This window comes from Pseudofrankia coriaricola (genome assembly GCF_032027725.1).
GTDB lineage: Bacteria > Actinomycetota > Actinomycetes > Frankiales > Frankiaceae > Pseudofrankia.
Map to the genome: position 1 here is coordinate 12293 of NZ_JASNFO010000134.1, position 16971 is coordinate 29263.

Genomic DNA, 16971 nt, shown 5'->3' on the forward strand with positions numbered 1-16971 from the left:
AGTCGGGTCATCGCGCCGGCACGTCGGCGGACACCGGCGCCGGCGCGTATCCGGCGGAATGGTCGGCGATGCGCCCACCATTCGATCGTCCGGCGGTGGTGCGTTGAATGGCCGGCCCGGTCATTGGGGCTCCAGGGCGGGGGCCGGCTCTGCTTCGGGATGGGCAGGCAGTTCGGGACGGGCAGGCAGTTCGGGATGGGCGGGCAGCAGGAGCAGGGTGACGATCGCCCCCGCCAGGCTGACGCCCGCCACGACGAGGCAGGCAACGCTGAAGCCGTCGAAGAACGCCGTGGACACTGCGGAATGGACGGTCTTCGCGAGTGCGGGATGATCGCTGAGGCCAGTGCCTTGGGTCAGGTTGAGTGCGCCGCCGACGGATTCGTGGGCGGTGCGCGCGAGCGGCGGAGCCAGCTCCGTGGGCAGCCTCGTGGTCAGTCGGTTGTTGTATATAGAGGCGAAAACGCTGCCGACCACGGCGACGCCGAGCGTGCTTCCAAGCAGGCGGGTGGCGTCGTTGACAGCAGAGCCGACGCCAGCTTTGGCCTTTGGCACGACCCCCATGATCGCCTCGGTCGCCGGTGCGCTGACGAGCCCCACGCCGCTGCCGCCGATCAGCATCTGACCGACGATCTCGAGGTAGCTGGTTGCCACGCTTGCGGTCGAGACCCATGCGAAGAAGCCGGCGAGAAGGACCAGGCCGACGGTTACGACCTGCTTGGTGCCGAAGCGCACGGCGAACTTGGTGCCGAGCACCGACATGATTCCCACGGACACCGCGACCGGCAGCAGGCGGACGCCCGTGGACAGCGGTCCGTAGCCCTTGAAGAACTGGAAATACTGAGTGATCAGGAAGCTGAAGCCGGACAGCCCGAAGAAGGTGACCGTGACGGAGGCGCAGGCGGCGGTGAAGCGAGGGTTGCGGAAGAGGCTGACGTCGAGCATCGGCTCCGCGGCGGTGGCCTCGCGGACGATGAATACGGCGAACACCGCGGCTGAGACTGCGAAGCCCGTGAGGGTGCGGCCGCTGCTCCAACCGTACTTCGGGGCTTCGATCAGCGTGTAGGTCAGCAGCGCGATCGCCGCGCTCGAGAACACCAGTCCCGGGCCGTCGGTCTTGTGCGCGGCCGGATCGCGCGAAGTCGGCACGCTCCAGGCGACGAGGGCGGCGCCGACAGCGGCGACGGGCGCCATCGCGAAGAAGATGCTCTTCCAGCTGAACTGTTCAAGCAGCCAGCCCCCGACGATCGGGCCGAGCGCGATCGCGATGCCCGCCGTCGCGCCCCAGAGGCCGATCGCCCTGGCCCGCTCGGTCCGCTCGGTGAACACGTTCGAGATCAGCGAGAGGGTGGCGGGGAAGATCATCGCCGCGCCGACACCCATGAAGCAGCGGGCGGCAATCAGCTCGCCGGAGGTCGTGGTCAGACCGCCGACGAAGCTGGCGACTCCGAACACGCCTAGGCCAGCAAGCAGAAATCCCTTGCGGCCGAGGCGGTCGCTCAGGCTGCCTGCAGCCAGCAGCAGCGCGGCGAACAACAGGTTGTAGGCATCGACGACCCACTGCAGCTGCGAGTTCGACGCATGTAGCTCGCTCACCAGCGTCGGGAGCGCCACGTTGACGATCGTGATGTCCAGGTTGATCACAAACGCCGCCAGCAGCAGCGAGACGAGAATCAGCGGGTTCCGTTCCATGGCTTGAGAACCTACAGTCACTCCTTGAGAAACACAAGCCGTCCAGTTTGCTTCTCAAGTTCGATCGGGCTAGGTTGCTGGCATGCGTTCGTACAAACAGTTCTGTGCCATCGCCAAGGCCCTCGATGTGATCGGCGATCGCTGGAACTTGCTGATCGTGCGCGAGTTGCTCTTGCAGCAGCCCTGCCGCTACACCGACCTCCACAAGGGCCTGCCCGGGATCGCCACCAACCTGCTCGCCGAGCGCCTTCGCGACCTGGAACGTGAAGGAGTCGTCTCCCGGGAGGAAGCGCCGCCGCCGATCGCGACCGCCGTCTTCCGGCTCACCCCACGCGGTCAGGAGCTCAAGGCCATCCTTTTGGAGCTCGGACGGTGGGGCGCTCCTTTGATGACGGAACCCGACGAGCAAGACGCCCGCCGTGGCCACTGGCTCGCGGTCCCGATCAGCCTCCTGGTCAGCGACCGAACACCCGACCAACCCCCCGTCGCCATCGAGCTCCGCACCGGCGAGGACGTAATCACCGTCGAAACCGGCGACGGCAAGGTCCACCCGCGCCTGGGTGCCGCCGAGAAGCCCGACCTCGTTCTCACCGGACCGCCGCAACTCCTCGTCGGCGTCCTCACCGGCCAGCTGAACCTCACCACCGCGCGGGCCGGCGGATTGCAAACACAAGGGAACGCCAAGGTCCTCCGGCGGTTTCGGCCGGAGCCGGCCGAGCTACCTGGCGGCGCAGAACCGCTAGACGAGTAATTCCGGCTGCTGGGTGGCCGGTGGCCGGGCACGGGGAGAGGGCCTCCAAGATCGAGTTGTGACGCAAGACATGGAGACCCTCCTCATTGCACTGTACGTAAGATCGACGACGAGTACGGAGGGAGGCCGCGAGTGGGCAAACAGCCGCTACTGTCCGACTCCGAACTCGTCTGCCTGGCAGTGGCGCAGTCCTTGCTCGGGTTCACCTCCGAGGCCCGCTGGCTGCGCCACGCCCGCAAGCACCTGTCCGACATGTTCCCCTACCTGCCGCAGCAGCCCGGCTACAACAAGCGGCTCCGCAACGCGTTACCACTGGTCAAGAAGGTCGTCCGCGATCTCGCCGTGGACACCGACTTCTGGTTCGACACCCACTGGATCACTGATGCGACCCGGTGCCGTGCGGGATGTCCCGGCCGACCGTGAAGCGTTCCGACCTCGGGGGCTGGGCCAACTACGGCTACTGCGCGTCACACTCCCGGTATTTCTGGGGACTCAAGCTCTACCTGGTCTGCACTCCCACCGGAATGCCGATCATGTGGGCGCTGGCCGACCCGAAGATCGGCGAGCGGGAGGTGCTGGAGGCGATGCTCGACTACAACGCGGACCTGGTGGCCGAGCGCGGGAAGATCCTGCTGATTGCGGACAAGGGTTTCGCCTCGAAGGATCTCGAACGGTCACTCGCCGTGGACGGCGTCACACTGCTGCGACCGCACCGCAAGACGGAGAAGGAACGGCCCGGCGAGCCGCTGCTCAAGAAGGTCCGCCAGCTCATCGAATCGGTCAACGACACCCTCAAGGGGCAGCTTGACCTGGAAGAACACGGCGGACGCACCTACGAGGGCGTCGCGATCAGGGTCGCCCAGCGGATCATGGCCATGGCTGCGGCGATCTTGTCGGGTGCCAGAACTCGGCCACCAGCGTTGACCTGCGGGTTCTAGGCGGCTGGTTCGTACTCGTTGATCAGGCCGCCGAGGATGGGTCGGCGTTTGATCCGTCCTGCCGTGAGGTCGGCGATGGGGTGGTCGGGTCGGGGCGGTTGGAGTTGGAGGGCGTGGTGGGGGCGTCGTCCGTTGTAGTGCCGTGCGTACTCGGCGAGGACGGCGCGCAGGTGCCGTTCACCGAAGATCAGCATGCGGTCGGTGACTTCGGCTCGAACGGTGCGGACGAATCGTTCCGCGAAGGCGTTTGCTCGGGGAGTTCTGGGTGGGATCTTGACGGCGGTGATGCCGGCGTCGGCGAGGACCGCGTCGAACGCGGCGGTGAACTGGCCGGCGCGGTCGCGGACCAGGAACCGGAAGCCGGCCGCCCGGTCCCCGAGGTCCATGAGGAGATTCCGGACCTGCTGGTTGGTCCACGGCCCGTCCGGATGCGCGGTAACCCCAAGGACGTGGACGTAGCGCGAGCCGACCTCCATCACGAAGAAGCAGTACAGCCGCCGCAGCGTCAGCGCGCAGTCCACGTGGAAGAAGTCAACAGCCAGCATCGTCGAGGCCTGGGTGCGCAGGAACTGCCGCCACGTCGTGTCGGTCTGCCGCACAGGAGCGGGAGGCAGCCCGCAGGACTTCAGGACCCGGCGGATAGTGGACGCGCCAACGCGGTGGCCGAGCTTGAGCAACTCACCCTGGATCCGCTTGTACCCCCAGGTCCTGTTCTCGGTCGCGAACCGTTCGATCAGCGAGGCGATTTCCGAATCGACCGGCGGCCGTCCGGTCCGGCGTGCGTAGGTCCACTTCCTGGCGACCAGGCGCCGGTGCCACCGTAGGACGGTGCCAGGGGTGATCAGCCGGTGCAGTCGAAGCCGTTGCGGCAGGAGCCGGATCAGCGCGGCGAGCACGGCCCGGTCCGCCCAGTCCCACCGTGGCCTGGGCTGGGTACGGCGCAGCATCGCGACCTCATGCCGAAGGACGAGCAACTCGACGTCCTTCGAAGCCGACGAACGACCCAGCAGCACCAGCCACCGACACACCTGCACGAAGAGCAGATACAGCAGACGCACGACCACAGCTGACCATCATGCCGATGGCCAGACCATCGCATCGCCGCAGGTCACAGGCTCAGGCCGACTTCTGGCACCCTACAGGTGCCGCGACGAGTGGCACGCCGGGTTCTGAGGGGGGCCAGGCGCAGCAATGCGCCTGGCCTACCCGACGACACCATCACCCTGCGCCGGCTCTACGTGCTGTTCGTGATGGAGATCCAGACGCGACGCGTCCACATCCTCGGCGTCACCGCCCACCCGACCGGAGCCTGGGTCACCCAACATGCACGCCAACTCGTCATGGACCTGGACGGACACCTCGATGGGTTCCGGTTCCTGATCCGCGACCGAGACGCGAAATACACGAGGTCGTTCGATGACGTGTTCGCCGCCGAAGGCATCCGGGTCGTGCGGACTCCACCGCAGACGCCGAGGGCGAACTGCTACGCGGAGCGGTTCATCCGCTCCGTCCGCCAGGAGTGCACCGACCGGATCCTCCTCTACGGCGAACGCCACGCCACCGCCGTGCTCGGCGAGTTCGCCCGCCACTTCAACGACCATCGACCCCACCAAGGGCGAGACCAGCGCCCACCGAACCACGACCCAGCCACCGTCGTACCTCTCGACCGCCCGATCCGCCGTCACACGGTCCTCGGAGGCGTGATCAACGAGCACTACCCGGCGGCCTGACCGAGCAGCGAAACCCCAGGTCACCCCGCCGAATCGAGTTTTGGCACGTTACACGTCCGAACACACAATGAGCACACGTCGTCGGTCGGGGAGGAATGAACGGCGAGCGACGCCGCGTCGATCTGCGGCGGTTCCGATTGCGGTGCGTGCCCCCGCGTCACTCGCATGCTCCCGGCGGACATGCGCGTTGCCGTCGGAACGGTGTGGTGGTCAGGCTGTCCAGTCCTGCCAGTTCAGGCCGGCGACCCGGCTGAACTCGGAGGTGTTGGCAGTGACGACGGTGAGTCCGCGCCGCAGGGCCTGGCCGGCGATCAGCAGGTCGTAGGCGCCGATCGATCTGCCGTCCTTCTCGAGTGAGGCGCGGACCTGGCCGGCAGTCCGGGCGTCCTCGTCGTCGAAGTCCAACAAGTCCAAGTCGCCGGACAGCAGCACCCTCAGACGGTCGGTGTTCTCTTGGACCCGGCTGCTCTTCGCCACGCCATACCACAGTTCGAAGACTACGACCGAGGACAGTGCAAGCGAGCCACCCGACGCCTGCGCTGCCCGATACCGGTCCCGCACGGCGGACGGCTTGTTGCGCAGCAACGCGACGACAGCGTTGGTATCGAGCAGATAGGTCACTCGAAGATGTCCTCGGCCGCAGGGGTCGGCGGCTGGTCCCTGCCGTCTTCGAACAGCGGCACCTCGGCGAACCGGTCCAGCTCAGCGAACCAGGCGTCGACATCCGAGGCGATCGGCTCCAGCAGCACACCGTCCCCGACGTGCCGGACGCGCACCCGATCACCGGGCAGCCGGAACTCCTTCGGCAGCCGCACCGCCTGGCTCCTGCCATGCGTGAATAGCCGCGCGATCCCGGTCTCCGCCATGACGCCCTCCGCTCCGCCGCATGGTAGCTACCAAGAATATACATCATTGGTGGTACTGGCGCGACCACACCACGATCGGTCGGGTAGCCCTGTGCATGCCGAGAATGCCATCCGCCCTGTTCACAGGGTCGCAGCCGAAGTTGCCGATCATGGGATCGCCCAGCACCGGGCCCTCGCCCGCCAGGACCGGCGACTACGCGAGGATGCCGATTCGTGCTGCTTCGGCTGACCTACCTCGGTGTCACCAACGCCTTCGCGCTGCTGCGCCTGTTGCCCCGCGGTGACCGTGACAAGGACGTCGAGATCCTCACGTTGCGACATCAGATCACCGTGCTGCAACGCCAGCTCAACGGCCAACGGATCCAGTTCCAGCCCACCGATCGCGCCCTGCTCGCCGTGCTCCTGCACGCGCTGCCGCGGCCAACCCTGCAGGGCCTGCGGCTATTGGTGCGCCCGGAGACCGTCCTACGCTGGCACCGCGACCTGATCGCACACCGCCATGCCGCCGCCTCCCGTCCCAAGCGGCGCGGCCGGCCCCGTACCGTGGCCTCGATCCGTATTCTGGTGCTGCGCCTGGCTCGGGAGAACAGCAGCTGGGGTTACCGCCGAATACATGGTGTGAACTGTTGGTGCTCGGTGTCAAGGTTGCCCCGTCGACAGTCTGGGAGATCCTGCACGACGCGGGTATCGACCCAGCGCCTAACCGGACCGCGACCAGTTGGGCTGACTTCCTCCACACCCAAGCGCACGCGATCCTTGCCGCCGACTTCTTCGAGACCGTCACCCTCACCGGGACACGCCTCTACATCCTCGCGGTGATCGAACACGCCAGTCGCCGAATCCGGATCCTGGGAGCGACCGCGCATCCCACCACGGCGTGGGTGACCCAGGTGACCCGCAACCTCGCCATGGACCTCCACGACGCCGCCTCGAACGCCCGCTACCTCATCCGCGACCGAGACAGCAAATACCCAGCCCTGTTCGACGCCATCCTCGCCGACGCCGGGATCACGGTCGTGCGCAGCGGCGTCCAGGTCCCCCGCATGAACGCGATCATGGAAAGGTGGGTGCGAACCTGCCGCCGAGAACTCCTCGACCGAACCTAGATCTGGAACCAGCGGCATCTCCTGACCGCCCTCCGGGCCTACGAGGCGTTCTATAACACGCTGTACCTGCCGAAAATGCCATCCGCCCTGCTCAGGGCCGTCGCGGCCGTGCCGGCCGGTCGTGAGCCTTCCTCGCGGCCGGCCCGTGCCCGTCCGGGCCATGACCGCGCGAGGATGCCTCTTCGTGCTGGTCCGACTCACCTACCTCGGTGTCACGAACGCGTTCGCGCTGCTACGCCTGCTTCCCCGCAGCGACCGCGACAAGGACGTCGAGATCCTCACACTGCGACACCAGCTCGGCGTGCTCCAACGTCAACTCGACGGCCAACGGATCCAGTTCCAGCCCGCCGACCGCGCCCTGCTGGCGGCGCTCCTGCACAGGCTCCCGCGGCCAACGCTTGGCAGCCTGCGGCTACTGGTTCGCCCGGAGACCGTCCTGCGCTGGCACCGCAACCTGATCGCCCGGCATCACTCCGCCGTCTCCCGTCCCAAGCGGCGCGGCCGGCCCCGCACCGTGAGCTCGATCCGCGCCCTGGTGCTGCGCCTGGCCAGGGAGAACAGCGGCTGGGGCTACCGGCGGATACACGGAGAACTGCTGGTCCTCGGCATCAAGGTCGCCCCGTCCACGGTCTGGGAGATCCTGCACGCCGCAGGCATCGACCCCGCACCCGACCGCACTGCGACCACCTGGGCCGACTTCCTACGCTCCCAGGCCCACGGCCTGCTCGCCGCCGACTTCCTCGAGACCGTGACCCTGACCGGGAGGCGTCTCTACATCCTCGCCGTGATCGAACACGCCTCCCGCCGCATCCGGGTCCTCGGCGCCACCGCGCACCCCACCGCGGCGTGGGTCACCCAGGCCGCCCGCAACCTCGCCAAGTGGCGTCCACGACGCCGGGATGACCGCCCGCTACCTCATCCGCGACCGAGACAGCAAATACCCGGCCCTGTTCGACGCGATCCTCGCCGACGCCGGGATCACCGTCGTACGCAGCAGTGTCCGAGCCCCACGCATGAACGCGATCATGGAACGGTGGGTAGGAACCTGCCGCCGGGAGCTCCTCGACCGCACCTTGGTCTACAACCAGCGCCATCTCCTGCATGCGCTCCGCGAATACGAGGCGCACTACAACGGACAGCGGCCACACCAGGGCATCGCCGACGCCAGACCGGTGCAACCGCTACCCGAACCGATCACCGACCCGGACCGGCTCACCCACCTCACCATCCACCGACGCGACCGCCTCGCCGGCATCCTGCACGAATACGAACACGCCGCCTGACCAGCGCGGACGTGTTTTTCGGCAGGCACAAGGCTCCTCATCGACGAGACGTCCGTGTTGGGGACTGTCAAGTTAGCGGCTCTGTCGCACTTTCGGTGGTGACGCAGTGTTAGCCGAGCAGGATCCGGTGGCGGAGTAGGGGGAAGCCTGCGCGGCCGTGCATCTGGCGCATGATCCTCTTGGTCTTGGTGTTCACGCCTTCGGTCCCGCCGTTGTGGTGGGGCAGCGTCAGCGCGTTGTCGACGGCCTGGCGGTCGAGTTCGAGGCCGCGGCTGAATGCGTGCAGGTGGGGTAGGTCGGCGCCCCGCGCGTTGGTGATCCATGTGGTGAGGAGGTCGTCGTTGCCGTCGGCTGGGTCGAGCAGGGCCGCGAAGCCGCGGACCAGGCTCGCGAGGGTGGTCATCTCGAGGCAGGCGGCGGTGAGTTCGCCGAGCCGGGTCCGGCGTCGTCGTGAACAGCAGCTGCGCGCCCACCTCCGGGTCCTGGTACAGCCCGTACGACGGCGCCACCTGGACCAACTCGGCCGACGTCGACATCGACCACATGGTGCCCCTCGCCGAAGCCTGGGCCTCGGGGGCCTGGGCCTGGGCCACCGCCCAGCGCCAGACCTACGCCAACGACCTCGGCGGGCCGGAACTGTGGGCTGTCACCGACAACGTCAACCAGTCCAAGGGCGACAAGGACCCCGCCGAATGGCAGCCCTCGCTGACCTCGTTCCGCTGCACCTACGCACGCGCCTGGATCCAGGTCAAGTACTACTACCACCTAACCGTCGACAGCGCGGAGAAGTCCGCCCTCACCAGCATGCTGAACACCTGCTGACCTGATTGCCGGCCGGGGGCGGATCCGGACCATCGCCGCCCCCGGGCCTCGGCGTCGACCATTTGATCAGGTGCGGAGGTCGAACGCGCGGCGGGTAGCCTTCGGCTGCCAGTCCGGGCTCGAGCGGGCATCGACGAACGTGGCAGTAGCGCTCAGCGGTCCAGCCCGTGTCGGAGGTAATCCGGGTGGGCCGCACCGACCTCGAGGCGGTTCTCGTCGAGACCATTGAAGATCTCCAGACGGCCCCTGGCGAAGGTGAACTCCACCGCCACCGTTCCAGCCGCCAGGTCGTACTCGGCTGGCCGCCACTCAAGCAGCGCGACCTCGCGTAGTTCCTGGCCGACGAACGGTTCGAGGCGTTCATCGCTGCCAGACCACTGCGGCGTGAACTCGGACGACTCCCACCCGGTGATGGTCACCGCGGTGTCGATCGTGTCCCAGCCCACCGAGAGTTCGTCGAACTTGTAGTGGCACACCTCCACCTGGACGCCGTCGAAGTCCAGCACCACCGGGCAGTCGGCGAACCAGTCTCCGTCCTCGACGAAGCGCACCACTGCGAACCCCGTCAGCGGCCGGCCCGCGAGCATCGCCAGACGTGACCCATGCGCCTGCCGAACCGCCTCGATCCCGACCAAGAAGGATGGCTTGAAACCAGAGATCCCCAGGTCCACAGCAGCTGAGTGTCCCGGCCCGCGGCCCAACGGGCCAGCGCATATTCGAGCAGCCGGGTCCTCGGCAGCGCTGGACAACTCGGACATAGGCGCGTACACGGCTCGCGTTACACGACCGACCTGTGGCAACACACATCGAATCTTCGTGTGTCACGAATGTTCGTTACCGGAAGCATTGGCCTGTTCCCGCCGGCTAGGTTGCCCCGGGTGATCAGCGGGTCCGGGCCGAAGCGGTAGACCGCCGCAGTGGCTAGGCGACGGTGGCGACGCTGCCAAGGCTGGTGGCGGCGCGGAACGGTGGCGGGCGGGGATTTCAACATCGTTCCGCCGCCTCGTATCTCGTCAGGCCGTGGCGTGGTTCAGGGACGGCGGATGCCGGATCAGGTCCGCTCCGCGTTCAGCGATCATGAGGGTGGGTGCGTGGGTGTTTCCTCGGGTGACTGTCGGCATCACGGACGCGTCGATGACCCGCAGGCCGTCGACGCCCCGCACACGCAGGTCCGGGTCGACAACCGAGCGCTCGCCGGTACCCATCGCACAGCTGCCGGCCAGGTGGTACATGGTCTGCGTCCACCGCCGGATCAGGGCGGCGTACGACGCATCGTCGGGAGCGTCCTCCTCAGGCAGGTACGGCGATGCCAGGAAGGGGGACAGCGGCTCGTGGGTGACGAGGTCGTGCAGCCGGCGCAGCCCGGCGAGTACCTGGTCGAAGTCGTCGCCCTCGTCGTAGATACCGAGGTCGAGAACCGGCTGGTCGTCCGGATCGGCCGACCGTAGCGAGACCGTGCCGCGGCTTCGAGGCGTCAGCAGGCTGATGACGGCGCCGAAACACGGCGCGTCCGCTCGGCCCTGCCCATCGTCGAAGAATGCCGTCGCGCCGGCGTACACCTGGAAGCAGGGGGCCGGATCGGCGTCATCCAGGGAGAAGAACGCCGCGGCCTCGGCGATGTTGGAGGCCAACGGGCCGCGTCGCTCGCGCTGCCACTGAAGCATCGCGTCCTCGGTGCCGGCCATATACGCGAGGTCGGTGGTCTTCCGAGTCCGCCAGGCCAGCGGCACGGTCGGATGGTCGTGGAGATTCGCTCCGACGCCCGGGATGTCCACGACAGGTCGAACCCCGTGGTCGCGGAGGTGGTCCGCCGGACCGATGCCGGAGAGCAGGAGCAGGTGCGGTGAGCCGACCGCTCCGGCGCTCAGCAACACCTCGATCTCCGCCCGGACAGTGTGCTCGGCGTTGCCGCACCGGTACGCGACGCCGACGGCCCGGCCCTGCTCGGTCACTATCCGGGTCGCTCGGCTGTCTGTGGCCACTGTCAGGTTCGGCCGGCCCATGGCCGGACGCAGGTAGCCATCGGCGGCCGACCACCGCCGGCCGTTACGGCAGGTGACCTGATGCAGGCCAGCTCCCAACATTGTCGGCCCGTTGAAATCGTCGTTGCGGGGCAGTCCCTGCGCGACGGCTGTCTCCACCCACAGGCGCGAGAGATCGTGCACGTAGGCCAGGTCCTCGACGTGCTGGGGGCCGCAGGTTCCGTGGGCCCGGCCCGCCAGCCGCGCGTTCTCCTCCGACCGGACAAAATACGGCAGGACATCGTCATAGCCCCACCCCCGCGCGCCGTGGGTGTCCCGCCACCCGTCGAAGTCGGACCGGTCTCCCCGAATATAGATCATCGCGTTCATGGACGAGCTGCCACCGAGCATGCGACCACGCGGAACGCGGACGGATCGACCGAGGTGCGTCTGCGGAACGGTCGAGTAGCCCCAATCGACCGACGTGCCCATAAGAGCACCGAACGCGGCCGGAACCCGAATCTGCGGCAGGTCGTCGGCTCCCCCTGCCTCCAGCAGCAGGACTCGGGTCGAACCGTCCTCCGTCAGCCGGTTCGCCAGCACGCAGCCAGCACTTCCCGCGCCGACCACGACATAGTCGTACGAGGCCATCGCGTCCTCCAGGTTGTGCTCGCCGTGACGGACTCCTCACCTGGTCCCCTGCCGGTCCGGACTCCCCGGGCGGGCAGCCCTCGACCGGTCAGAGAGGGCGGCAGCAGTCGGCGTCAACCGTGCCGGCGAGGCGCGTGCCGAGCTCGGCGGAGAACCTCTGCGCGGCGCCGAGCGGACGATGATGCACGGCGACGTGGATGATCTCGCCTCGCCCGTTCGTCGTCAGGACGGTCACACCGGCCAGGGCCATGCCGTCGAACGCGACCGCGTCCCACTCGAGGTAGACGCGCTCGCCGCTCGTGACCTCACGACGGAATGTCACCGAATCGTAGATGGAGCTCGCGGCTTCCAGCACCCGGACGGCACCCGCCCGGCCCTCCAACGGGCGGGCGAGGACAGTCGCCTCCACGACGACGTCCGCCGCGAACGCCTCGGCGAACCGAGCGGCCTCGCCGCTGAACCCGCTGCGCCACCGCTGGGACGGCGTCCGAAGCGCCGCCCGGGCCGCAGCGCGGCGACGGGCGGGAGCGCTCCGCGCACGAAAGCGCGCCGGACGAAACACCACCCTTCACCCCCTTCGTCCCCCGGCATGGCCGCGAAGGGCGAGGAGATTCGCCCCACACCGCCACACCATTGGACGGCAGCCCATTCACGACGGCAAGACGAACCATCCCGCCACGCCATATCCGCAAGCAGACGGCTTTGGACCTTGAGGATCGGGAGCGGCTCAGCCCGCGGGACCGGCTGCCGCTCAACCCTGACGCCTCCGTGTCAGTCGATCGTGTGGTGTTGGGTGTACCCCAACTCGACACGACTTCAGCGCAGGGCTGGCGGCGCGCGTCGCGCGATGAGGATGTCCGGCCGTGGTCCGGTTGCTGGGATCTCGATGAGCTTGTCGAGTCCGTTCGCCTCCGGCACCGGGTTGCAGACGTCCCGGGGCTACCGGTCCTTCACGGCCATATGATCATGCGTACTGCCGTACGGCGGCGGCGAGGCGAGGGAGGAACGAGCGGCCGAAGACCTTCGCGCCGGAGACCGCGATCACGGCGAGGTACGCGTGCAGCCGCCACAGTTCGCGCCGGTCAGGGAAGCCCGGGTCGATCGGGACGATCTCCGCGTACGCGCGGAACAGTTCCTGGCCGACCGGGGAGAAGTAGTCGACGAGTGCCAGGTCGGCCTCCGGGTGCCCGTAGTACGGGGCCACGTCGATCACCGCCGCGCCGTCCGCCGTGCTGACGAAGTTGTTCTGCTGGGCGTCGCCGTGCTGCAGCGCCGGCGCCGGGTCCGGCCCGCACAGTGCGGGAAGCCGCGCCGTCACCCGTTCCGTGCCGCACCATCGTCTCCACCGAACTCCGGTCCGCGCGACCAGGCCCCGTCAGCGAGGAAGAGTTCGGCAGGCTACGCGATTCAGCGAGGAATATACAAGACGGAATATTCCGAACACGACTCGACGTCACCAGGGTACCCGAGTGGTACTACCGCCGCCATCGCTCCAACGACGAACAGGACTTCGCTGACACAGCGGAAGGCCACCGTCGCCGCCTGGCCACCCCTCCGCAAACGTCTCCGTAAACCGTCCAGATCTTGAAAGGTCGGGGTTTGGCTATGGCGGCTCCAAATCAATGGTGAGGTCAGCCTGGCCGATGAATCCGTTGATCAGATCGAGCCGGTGCTGAACGCGTTTGAGCGGCGTCCTAGCGTAAGTATTCGGAAGTCCCGTGATTGGGTATGCCAGCGGGCGGCGTGACCGTGTTCGCGGTGACGCCGTTATGGTGGCTGTTCCGGGTGCGGTTATCCGGGCGGGGGCGGCTGTGCCCAGGCGCGGAGGTCTCCGGGGCCGGCATGCGAGGGCAGGAACCGTTCCAGGTCCGGGCCGGCGAGGGGCTTCCCGTGGTTGCGGCCGCATTCGTCGAGGTATGCGGTGAGGTAGGTCAGGACGTTCAGGCCGGCCATCTGCGCGGTGGCGGTGACGGTCCAGATGCGGGCGGCGAGCCGTGCGGCGTCCTCGTTGCGGGAGCCGTAGGCGTTCTTCCTGGTCACGACGGGCCGGCGCAGGGCGCGCTCGGCTGGGTTGTTATCCAGCCCGATCATCGGGTAGTCGCGGTGGGCGGTGAGGCCGTCCCATTCGCGGTCCAGGGTGGCGAGCGCTTTCTTTGCCGGCTCTTGCAGGCCGGGGGCGGTCATCTGCTTCTTCCGGGCCTCGTCGATGACGGTGATCGCCTCGTCCCAGGCGGCGCCGGCCTCCTCCAGCCGGGCCGCGGCCGCGGCGGCTTCCCGCGGCGCGGGCGCGGCGGCCTGCGCCCACGCGGTCATGAGCTGCGCGTGCGTCGCGTACAGGTCCCTGATCAGCTCCAGCCACGCTGCCGTCCAGTACCCCAGCTGGGCGGGGTTCGCGTCGCCGGCCCGCACGAAATACCTTCGGATGTGCGCCCAGCAGTAAAGATTGACCAGGCCGCCGGCTTTCTTCCCGGCGGACTGGTAAACGGCGTAGAAGTCGCTGGAGATCACCAGCCGCCGCGGCCCCCCGTCATCGTCATCCGGGGTGAGCTGCCCGGTCTTCTCGTCGATGCCCGCATGCCGGGCCAGGACGGCCCCTGACCTGGTGGCGTCCATGACGAAGCAGGCGGTATCAGCGCCGAGGAAGACCCACAGCCACCACCTGGCCGGGCCGTCCCCATCGCTCGGCGCGAAGACCCGCCAGGTCGTCTCGTCGGCGTGCAGGTGCCACGACCGGCGCGACCGCGCCGTGATCGCGTCCTCCAGCGGGGCGAGCAGCGCCCCGGCCTGCGCGCAGGCCCCGGCCAGCGTGCCCGGCGCGACGTCCGCGCCTTGGCGGGCCAGCCCCGTCACCAGCGAGTTCATGCTCCGGCCGGCCACGAACCGCTCGGTGAAGAGCATCGCGATGAACGCGTTAGTGAAAAGGCCCTTGCCGATCGCCTTCGGCGGGCCGGGCGCCGTCGCCGTCGCCGGGACCCGGCAGGAGCAGGCCCGCCGGTACCGGCGCCGGCAGTCCGCCCGCACCCGCACGATCACCAGCCAGTCCAGCTGCTCCGCCACATGATCGCTGCCCAGCCCCGTGAACGGCGTCCCGCACTCAGGGCAGCAGTACCCGCCGCCCTCGAAATCCCAGACCACCTCAACCCGGGGCAGGTGCGAGTAATCCCGCCGCCCCGCCCGCGCCCCCGGACCCCGCTTCTTCCCGCCCGTGCCGCTCCCGCGCAGATCACGGTCCTGTCCCGCGTCCCCGCCGCCGTCCGCAGACGGCTCGGGCCGCGCCCGCTCTGACGACCGCCCGAATACCATCCGCTGCAGAACGGCCAGGTCAGCCCGCAGGCGCTCCAGCTCAGCCGCCTGCTCCGCGCCCTCCGCCCGCAGCCGCGCGTTCTCCTCGCGCAGCCGGCCGTTCTCCTCGCGCAGCTCAGCCGCCAGCCGAGCCATCTCCCGGTTCGCATCCAGCGCAGCAGCCAGCACGTCCCGCAGCGATGCCTCAGCACCCTCCGAATCCGGGACAACGCCGGCCGTCACCGTCACGCAGCACAGCAAACACCCTCAGCAGCCGCAAATCACGCACCACAAGCCAGCGTGTCGCAACCCACGCGCCCATACCCGGCCCCCAGCCAGAGCAGGCACCGTCCGCATATCCTTTGCGGCACAAAATGGATGACTCCGCGTCAGGTCACGATCGACGACCGAAGTACGCTGCCGCAGGGGTGCCCGACCGCTGGGGAGGACCGATGATGGACCGTGGCGAAGTGTGGTGGGCACTGCTCGATGAGAAGCGCCCGGTGGTGCTCCTGTCACGAGACGGGGCCGAAGAACTGCGGGCGATACAGGTCGTCGCTCCCGCAGGCACCGACATCACTGATGTCGGCATCGAGGTCAGGCTGGGCAACGGGGAGGGACTTGCGAACGAAGGCGTCGTACGTGTTGCCCTGCCCCGCACCGGGTTTATCCCCTGCACCTGGCTGGTCACCTTGACGCGCGACGACTTGATCGAGCAAGCCGGAAGACTGTCACCGGCAAAGCTCCACGAGCTCGCGGACGCACTTCGGCTCGCCCAACTCGAGTAGCCCCACGCCGACGGCAAGCGCAGTCACCTTCCGCGCAACACAGATCACAATCACCGACTGGAGTAATAGGCACCAGCGACCCTGCCACAGGACTTCCGAATACTTAGGTCCTAGCCGCGGTTGCGAGCTGGTCGACGGTTCAGACGGTGTGGTTGCCCAGCCGGTGTTTGACCTGGGCCCAGACTCGTTCGGTCAGGTTGAGCTCAGGGGCCTAGTGTCTCGTGATTCTGTTTCATTTATATGGTCGTTCGGCTAGAATGGTGGTGTGGAGCTAACGGCGGATATGCGGTCGGAACTGCTGTCCATGGTGAATGACAGCAACGTTCCTGCGAATGTGGCGACGCGGGCACGAATCGTGCTGTGGTTCGCCGACGGCCTCCAGAAGAAGGACGTCGCCGAGCGTGCTGGGGTCTCGCTGCCGACGGTCTATCTGTGGCTGTCTCGTTATGAGAGCGACGGCGTCGACGGACTGGTCGACCGGCAGCGCGGGGCGCCGCGAGAGCAGGTGCCGGCGCGGATCCGCGGCCGCGTCCTCGCGCTGACCCGCACCACGCCGCCGGCGGAGACGGGTCTGACGCACTGGTCGAGCCGGGAGATGGCCAGGTACGTCACCCGCACCACGGGGACATCGATCTCGTGGCACTACGTGGCCAAACTGTGGCGGGACAACGGGCTGAAGCCGCACCGGCAGGGCACCTTCAAACTCAGCAGGGACCCGGCGTTCGCGGAGAAGGTCGCCGACATCGTCGGCCTGTACCTCGCTCCCCCCGAGGCGGTAGTGGTGCTGTGCGTGGACGAGAAGACCCAGGTCCAGGCGCTGGACCGGACCCAGCCGCTGCTGCCGATCACGTTCGACGCGAGCGAGAAGCGCACCCATGACTATGTCCGGCACGGCACCACGAACCTGTTCGCCGCGCTGAACACCGACACCGGCGAGGTCTTCGGCGAGTGCCGGCCCAGTAAGGACGGCGAGAACTTCCTGGCCTTCCTGAGGAAGGCGGTCGCACCGCACGCGGGCAAGGAGATCCACATCGTCGTGGACAACCTCTCCACGCACACCACGCCCGACGTCGAGAAGTGGCTGGCGAAGAACCCCCACATCCA

At 68.0% G+C, this 16971-nt stretch carries 19 protein-coding genes and 2 pseudogenes; 9 read left to right on the top strand and 12 right to left on the bottom strand.

Features of this window, described 5'->3' with window-relative positions; translation table 11 throughout:
* Positions 1-120: 120 nt before the first annotated feature.
* Positions 121-1689 carry an MFS transporter gene (locus QOZ89_RS44090; protein ID WP_198543215.1) on the bottom strand — a complete coding sequence of 523 codons (1569 nt, stop codon included), beginning with the start codon at positions 1687-1689 and terminating at the stop codon, positions 121-123.
* Between the two features lie 82 nt (positions 1690-1771).
* On the opposite strand from QOZ89_RS44090, the gene QOZ89_RS44095 reads away from it, so the two are divergent.
* Together QOZ89_RS44095 and QOZ89_RS44100 are read left to right on the top strand one after the other, a co-directional pair.
* Entirely contained in the window at positions 1772-2440 is a 669-nt protein-coding gene (locus QOZ89_RS44095; protein WP_071048462.1) for a winged helix-turn-helix transcriptional regulator, read from the top strand.
* Between the two features lie 58 nt (positions 2441-2498).
* A pseudogene (locus QOZ89_RS44100) lies at positions 2499-3378 on the top strand (IS982 family transposase).
* Here QOZ89_RS44100 and QOZ89_RS44105 read toward each other — a convergent pair.
* Positions 3375-4442: an integrase core domain-containing protein gene (locus QOZ89_RS44105; protein WP_071048461.1), complete on the bottom strand. Its 1068-nt coding sequence runs from the start codon at positions 4440-4442 to the stop codon at positions 3375-3377. The pseudogene QOZ89_RS44100 and the gene QOZ89_RS44105 overlap by 4 nt on opposite strands.
* Positions 4443-4532: 90 nt before the next feature.
* Here QOZ89_RS44105 and QOZ89_RS44110 point away from each other — a divergent pair, with 90 nt between their 5' ends.
* A complete protein-coding gene (locus QOZ89_RS44110) occupies positions 4533-5108 on the top strand; it encodes an integrase core domain-containing protein (RefSeq protein ID WP_241841671.1) in 576 nt (191 codons plus the stop codon).
* Between the two features lie 210 nt (positions 5109-5318).
* Here the strand turns inward: QOZ89_RS44110 and QOZ89_RS44115 are convergent, their stop codons facing one another.
* From QOZ89_RS44115 to QOZ89_RS44125, 3 genes are all read right to left on the bottom strand, one after another.
* Positions 5319-5729 carry a type II toxin-antitoxin system VapC family toxin gene (locus QOZ89_RS44115; protein WP_071048460.1) on the bottom strand — a complete coding sequence of 137 codons (411 nt, stop codon included), beginning with the start codon at positions 5727-5729 and terminating at the stop codon, positions 5319-5321.
* Complete coding sequence (locus QOZ89_RS44120) at positions 5726-5974, bottom strand: antitoxin (protein ID WP_071048459.1); 249 nt, start codon at positions 5972-5974, stop codon at positions 5726-5728. The genes QOZ89_RS44115 and QOZ89_RS44120 overlap by 4 nt, the downstream gene beginning before the upstream one ends.
* A gap of 147 nt (positions 5975-6121) precedes the next feature.
* A complete protein-coding gene (locus tag QOZ89_RS44125) occupies positions 6122-6382 on the bottom strand; it encodes a hypothetical protein (protein ID WP_157910480.1) in 261 nt (86 codons plus the stop codon).
* A gap of 218 nt (positions 6383-6600) precedes the next feature.
* Here QOZ89_RS44125 and QOZ89_RS48525 point away from each other — a divergent pair, with 218 nt between their 5' ends.
* Positions 6601-7080, top strand: a complete 480-nt coding sequence (locus QOZ89_RS48525) for a hypothetical protein (protein WP_241841670.1) — start codon at positions 6601-6603, stop codon at positions 7078-7080.
* A gap of 232 nt (positions 7081-7312) precedes the next feature.
* Here QOZ89_RS48525 and QOZ89_RS48530 read toward each other — a convergent pair whose 3' ends face one another.
* Complete coding sequence (locus QOZ89_RS48530; protein ID WP_312630171.1) at positions 7313-7459, bottom strand: hypothetical protein; 147 nt, start codon at positions 7457-7459, stop codon at positions 7313-7315.
* Positions 7460-7979: 520 nt separating this feature from the next.
* Between QOZ89_RS48530 and QOZ89_RS48535 the strand changes: the two genes are divergently transcribed.
* A complete protein-coding gene (locus QOZ89_RS48535; RefSeq protein ID WP_312630173.1) occupies positions 7980-8363 on the top strand; it encodes an integrase core domain-containing protein in 384 nt (127 codons plus the stop codon).
* Positions 8364-8472: 109 nt separating this feature from the next.
* On the opposite strand, the pseudogene QOZ89_RS44145 reads toward QOZ89_RS48535, so the two are convergent.
* Positions 8473-8796, bottom strand: a pseudogene (locus tag QOZ89_RS44145) (transposase); the annotation flags it as partial.
* Positions 8797-8813: 17 nt separating this feature from the next.
* Here QOZ89_RS44145 and QOZ89_RS44150 point away from each other — a divergent pair.
* A complete protein-coding gene (locus QOZ89_RS44150; protein WP_083418971.1) occupies positions 8814-9185 on the top strand; it encodes a GmrSD restriction endonuclease domain-containing protein in 372 nt (123 codons plus the stop codon).
* 152 nt (positions 9186-9337) lie between these two features.
* Here the strand turns inward: QOZ89_RS44150 and QOZ89_RS44155 are convergent, their stop codons facing one another.
* From QOZ89_RS44155 to QOZ89_RS44170, 4 genes are all read right to left on the bottom strand, one after another.
* On the bottom strand, positions 9338-9736 hold the full coding sequence (locus QOZ89_RS44155; RefSeq protein WP_241841886.1) for a hypothetical protein: 399 nt from the start codon (positions 9734-9736) through the stop codon (positions 9338-9340).
* 462 nt (positions 9737-10198) lie between these two features.
* Positions 10199-11797 (bottom strand): GMC family oxidoreductase, encoded by a 1599-nt coding sequence (locus QOZ89_RS44160; protein WP_071049831.1) that lies wholly within the window; start codon positions 11795-11797, stop codon positions 10199-10201.
* An 88-nt stretch (positions 11798-11885) separates the two neighbouring features.
* Complete coding sequence (locus QOZ89_RS44165) at positions 11886-12362, bottom strand: hypothetical protein (RefSeq protein WP_312630175.1); 477 nt, start codon at positions 12360-12362, stop codon at positions 11886-11888.
* Positions 12363-12761: 399 nt separating this feature from the next.
* Positions 12762-13115: a fructosamine kinase family protein gene (locus tag QOZ89_RS44170; RefSeq protein ID WP_071049830.1), complete on the bottom strand. Its 354-nt coding sequence runs from the start codon at positions 13113-13115 to the stop codon at positions 12762-12764.
* On the opposite strand from QOZ89_RS44170, the gene QOZ89_RS48045 reads away from it, so the two are divergent.
* The gene (locus tag QOZ89_RS48045; protein ID WP_157910530.1) at positions 13094-13369 is read left to right on the top strand and encodes an S-4TM family putative pore-forming effector; all 276 of its coding nucleotides are present in this window, start codon (positions 13094-13096) and stop codon (positions 13367-13369) included. The two genes, QOZ89_RS44170 and QOZ89_RS48045, sit on opposite strands and share 22 nt — an antisense overlap.
* 219 nt (positions 13370-13588) lie before the next feature.
* Here the strand turns inward: QOZ89_RS48045 and tnpC are convergent, their stop codons facing one another.
* Positions 13589-15328, bottom strand: coding sequence for an IS66 family transposase (tnpC, locus tag QOZ89_RS44175; RefSeq protein ID WP_241841858.1), 1740 nt, complete (start codon positions 15326-15328; stop codon positions 13589-13591).
* Positions 15329-15531: 203 nt separating this feature from the next.
* Between tnpC and QOZ89_RS44180 the strand changes: the two genes are divergently transcribed.
* The gene (locus tag QOZ89_RS44180) at positions 15532-15867 is read left to right on the top strand and encodes a type II toxin-antitoxin system PemK/MazF family toxin (RefSeq protein ID WP_241841857.1); all 336 of its coding nucleotides are present in this window, start codon (positions 15532-15534) and stop codon (positions 15865-15867) included.
* 283 nt (positions 15868-16150) lie between these two features.
* Positions 16151-16971, top strand: an 821-nt coding sequence (locus tag QOZ89_RS44185) for an IS630 family transposase (protein ID WP_312630176.1), incomplete at its 3' end; no start/stop codon positions are given.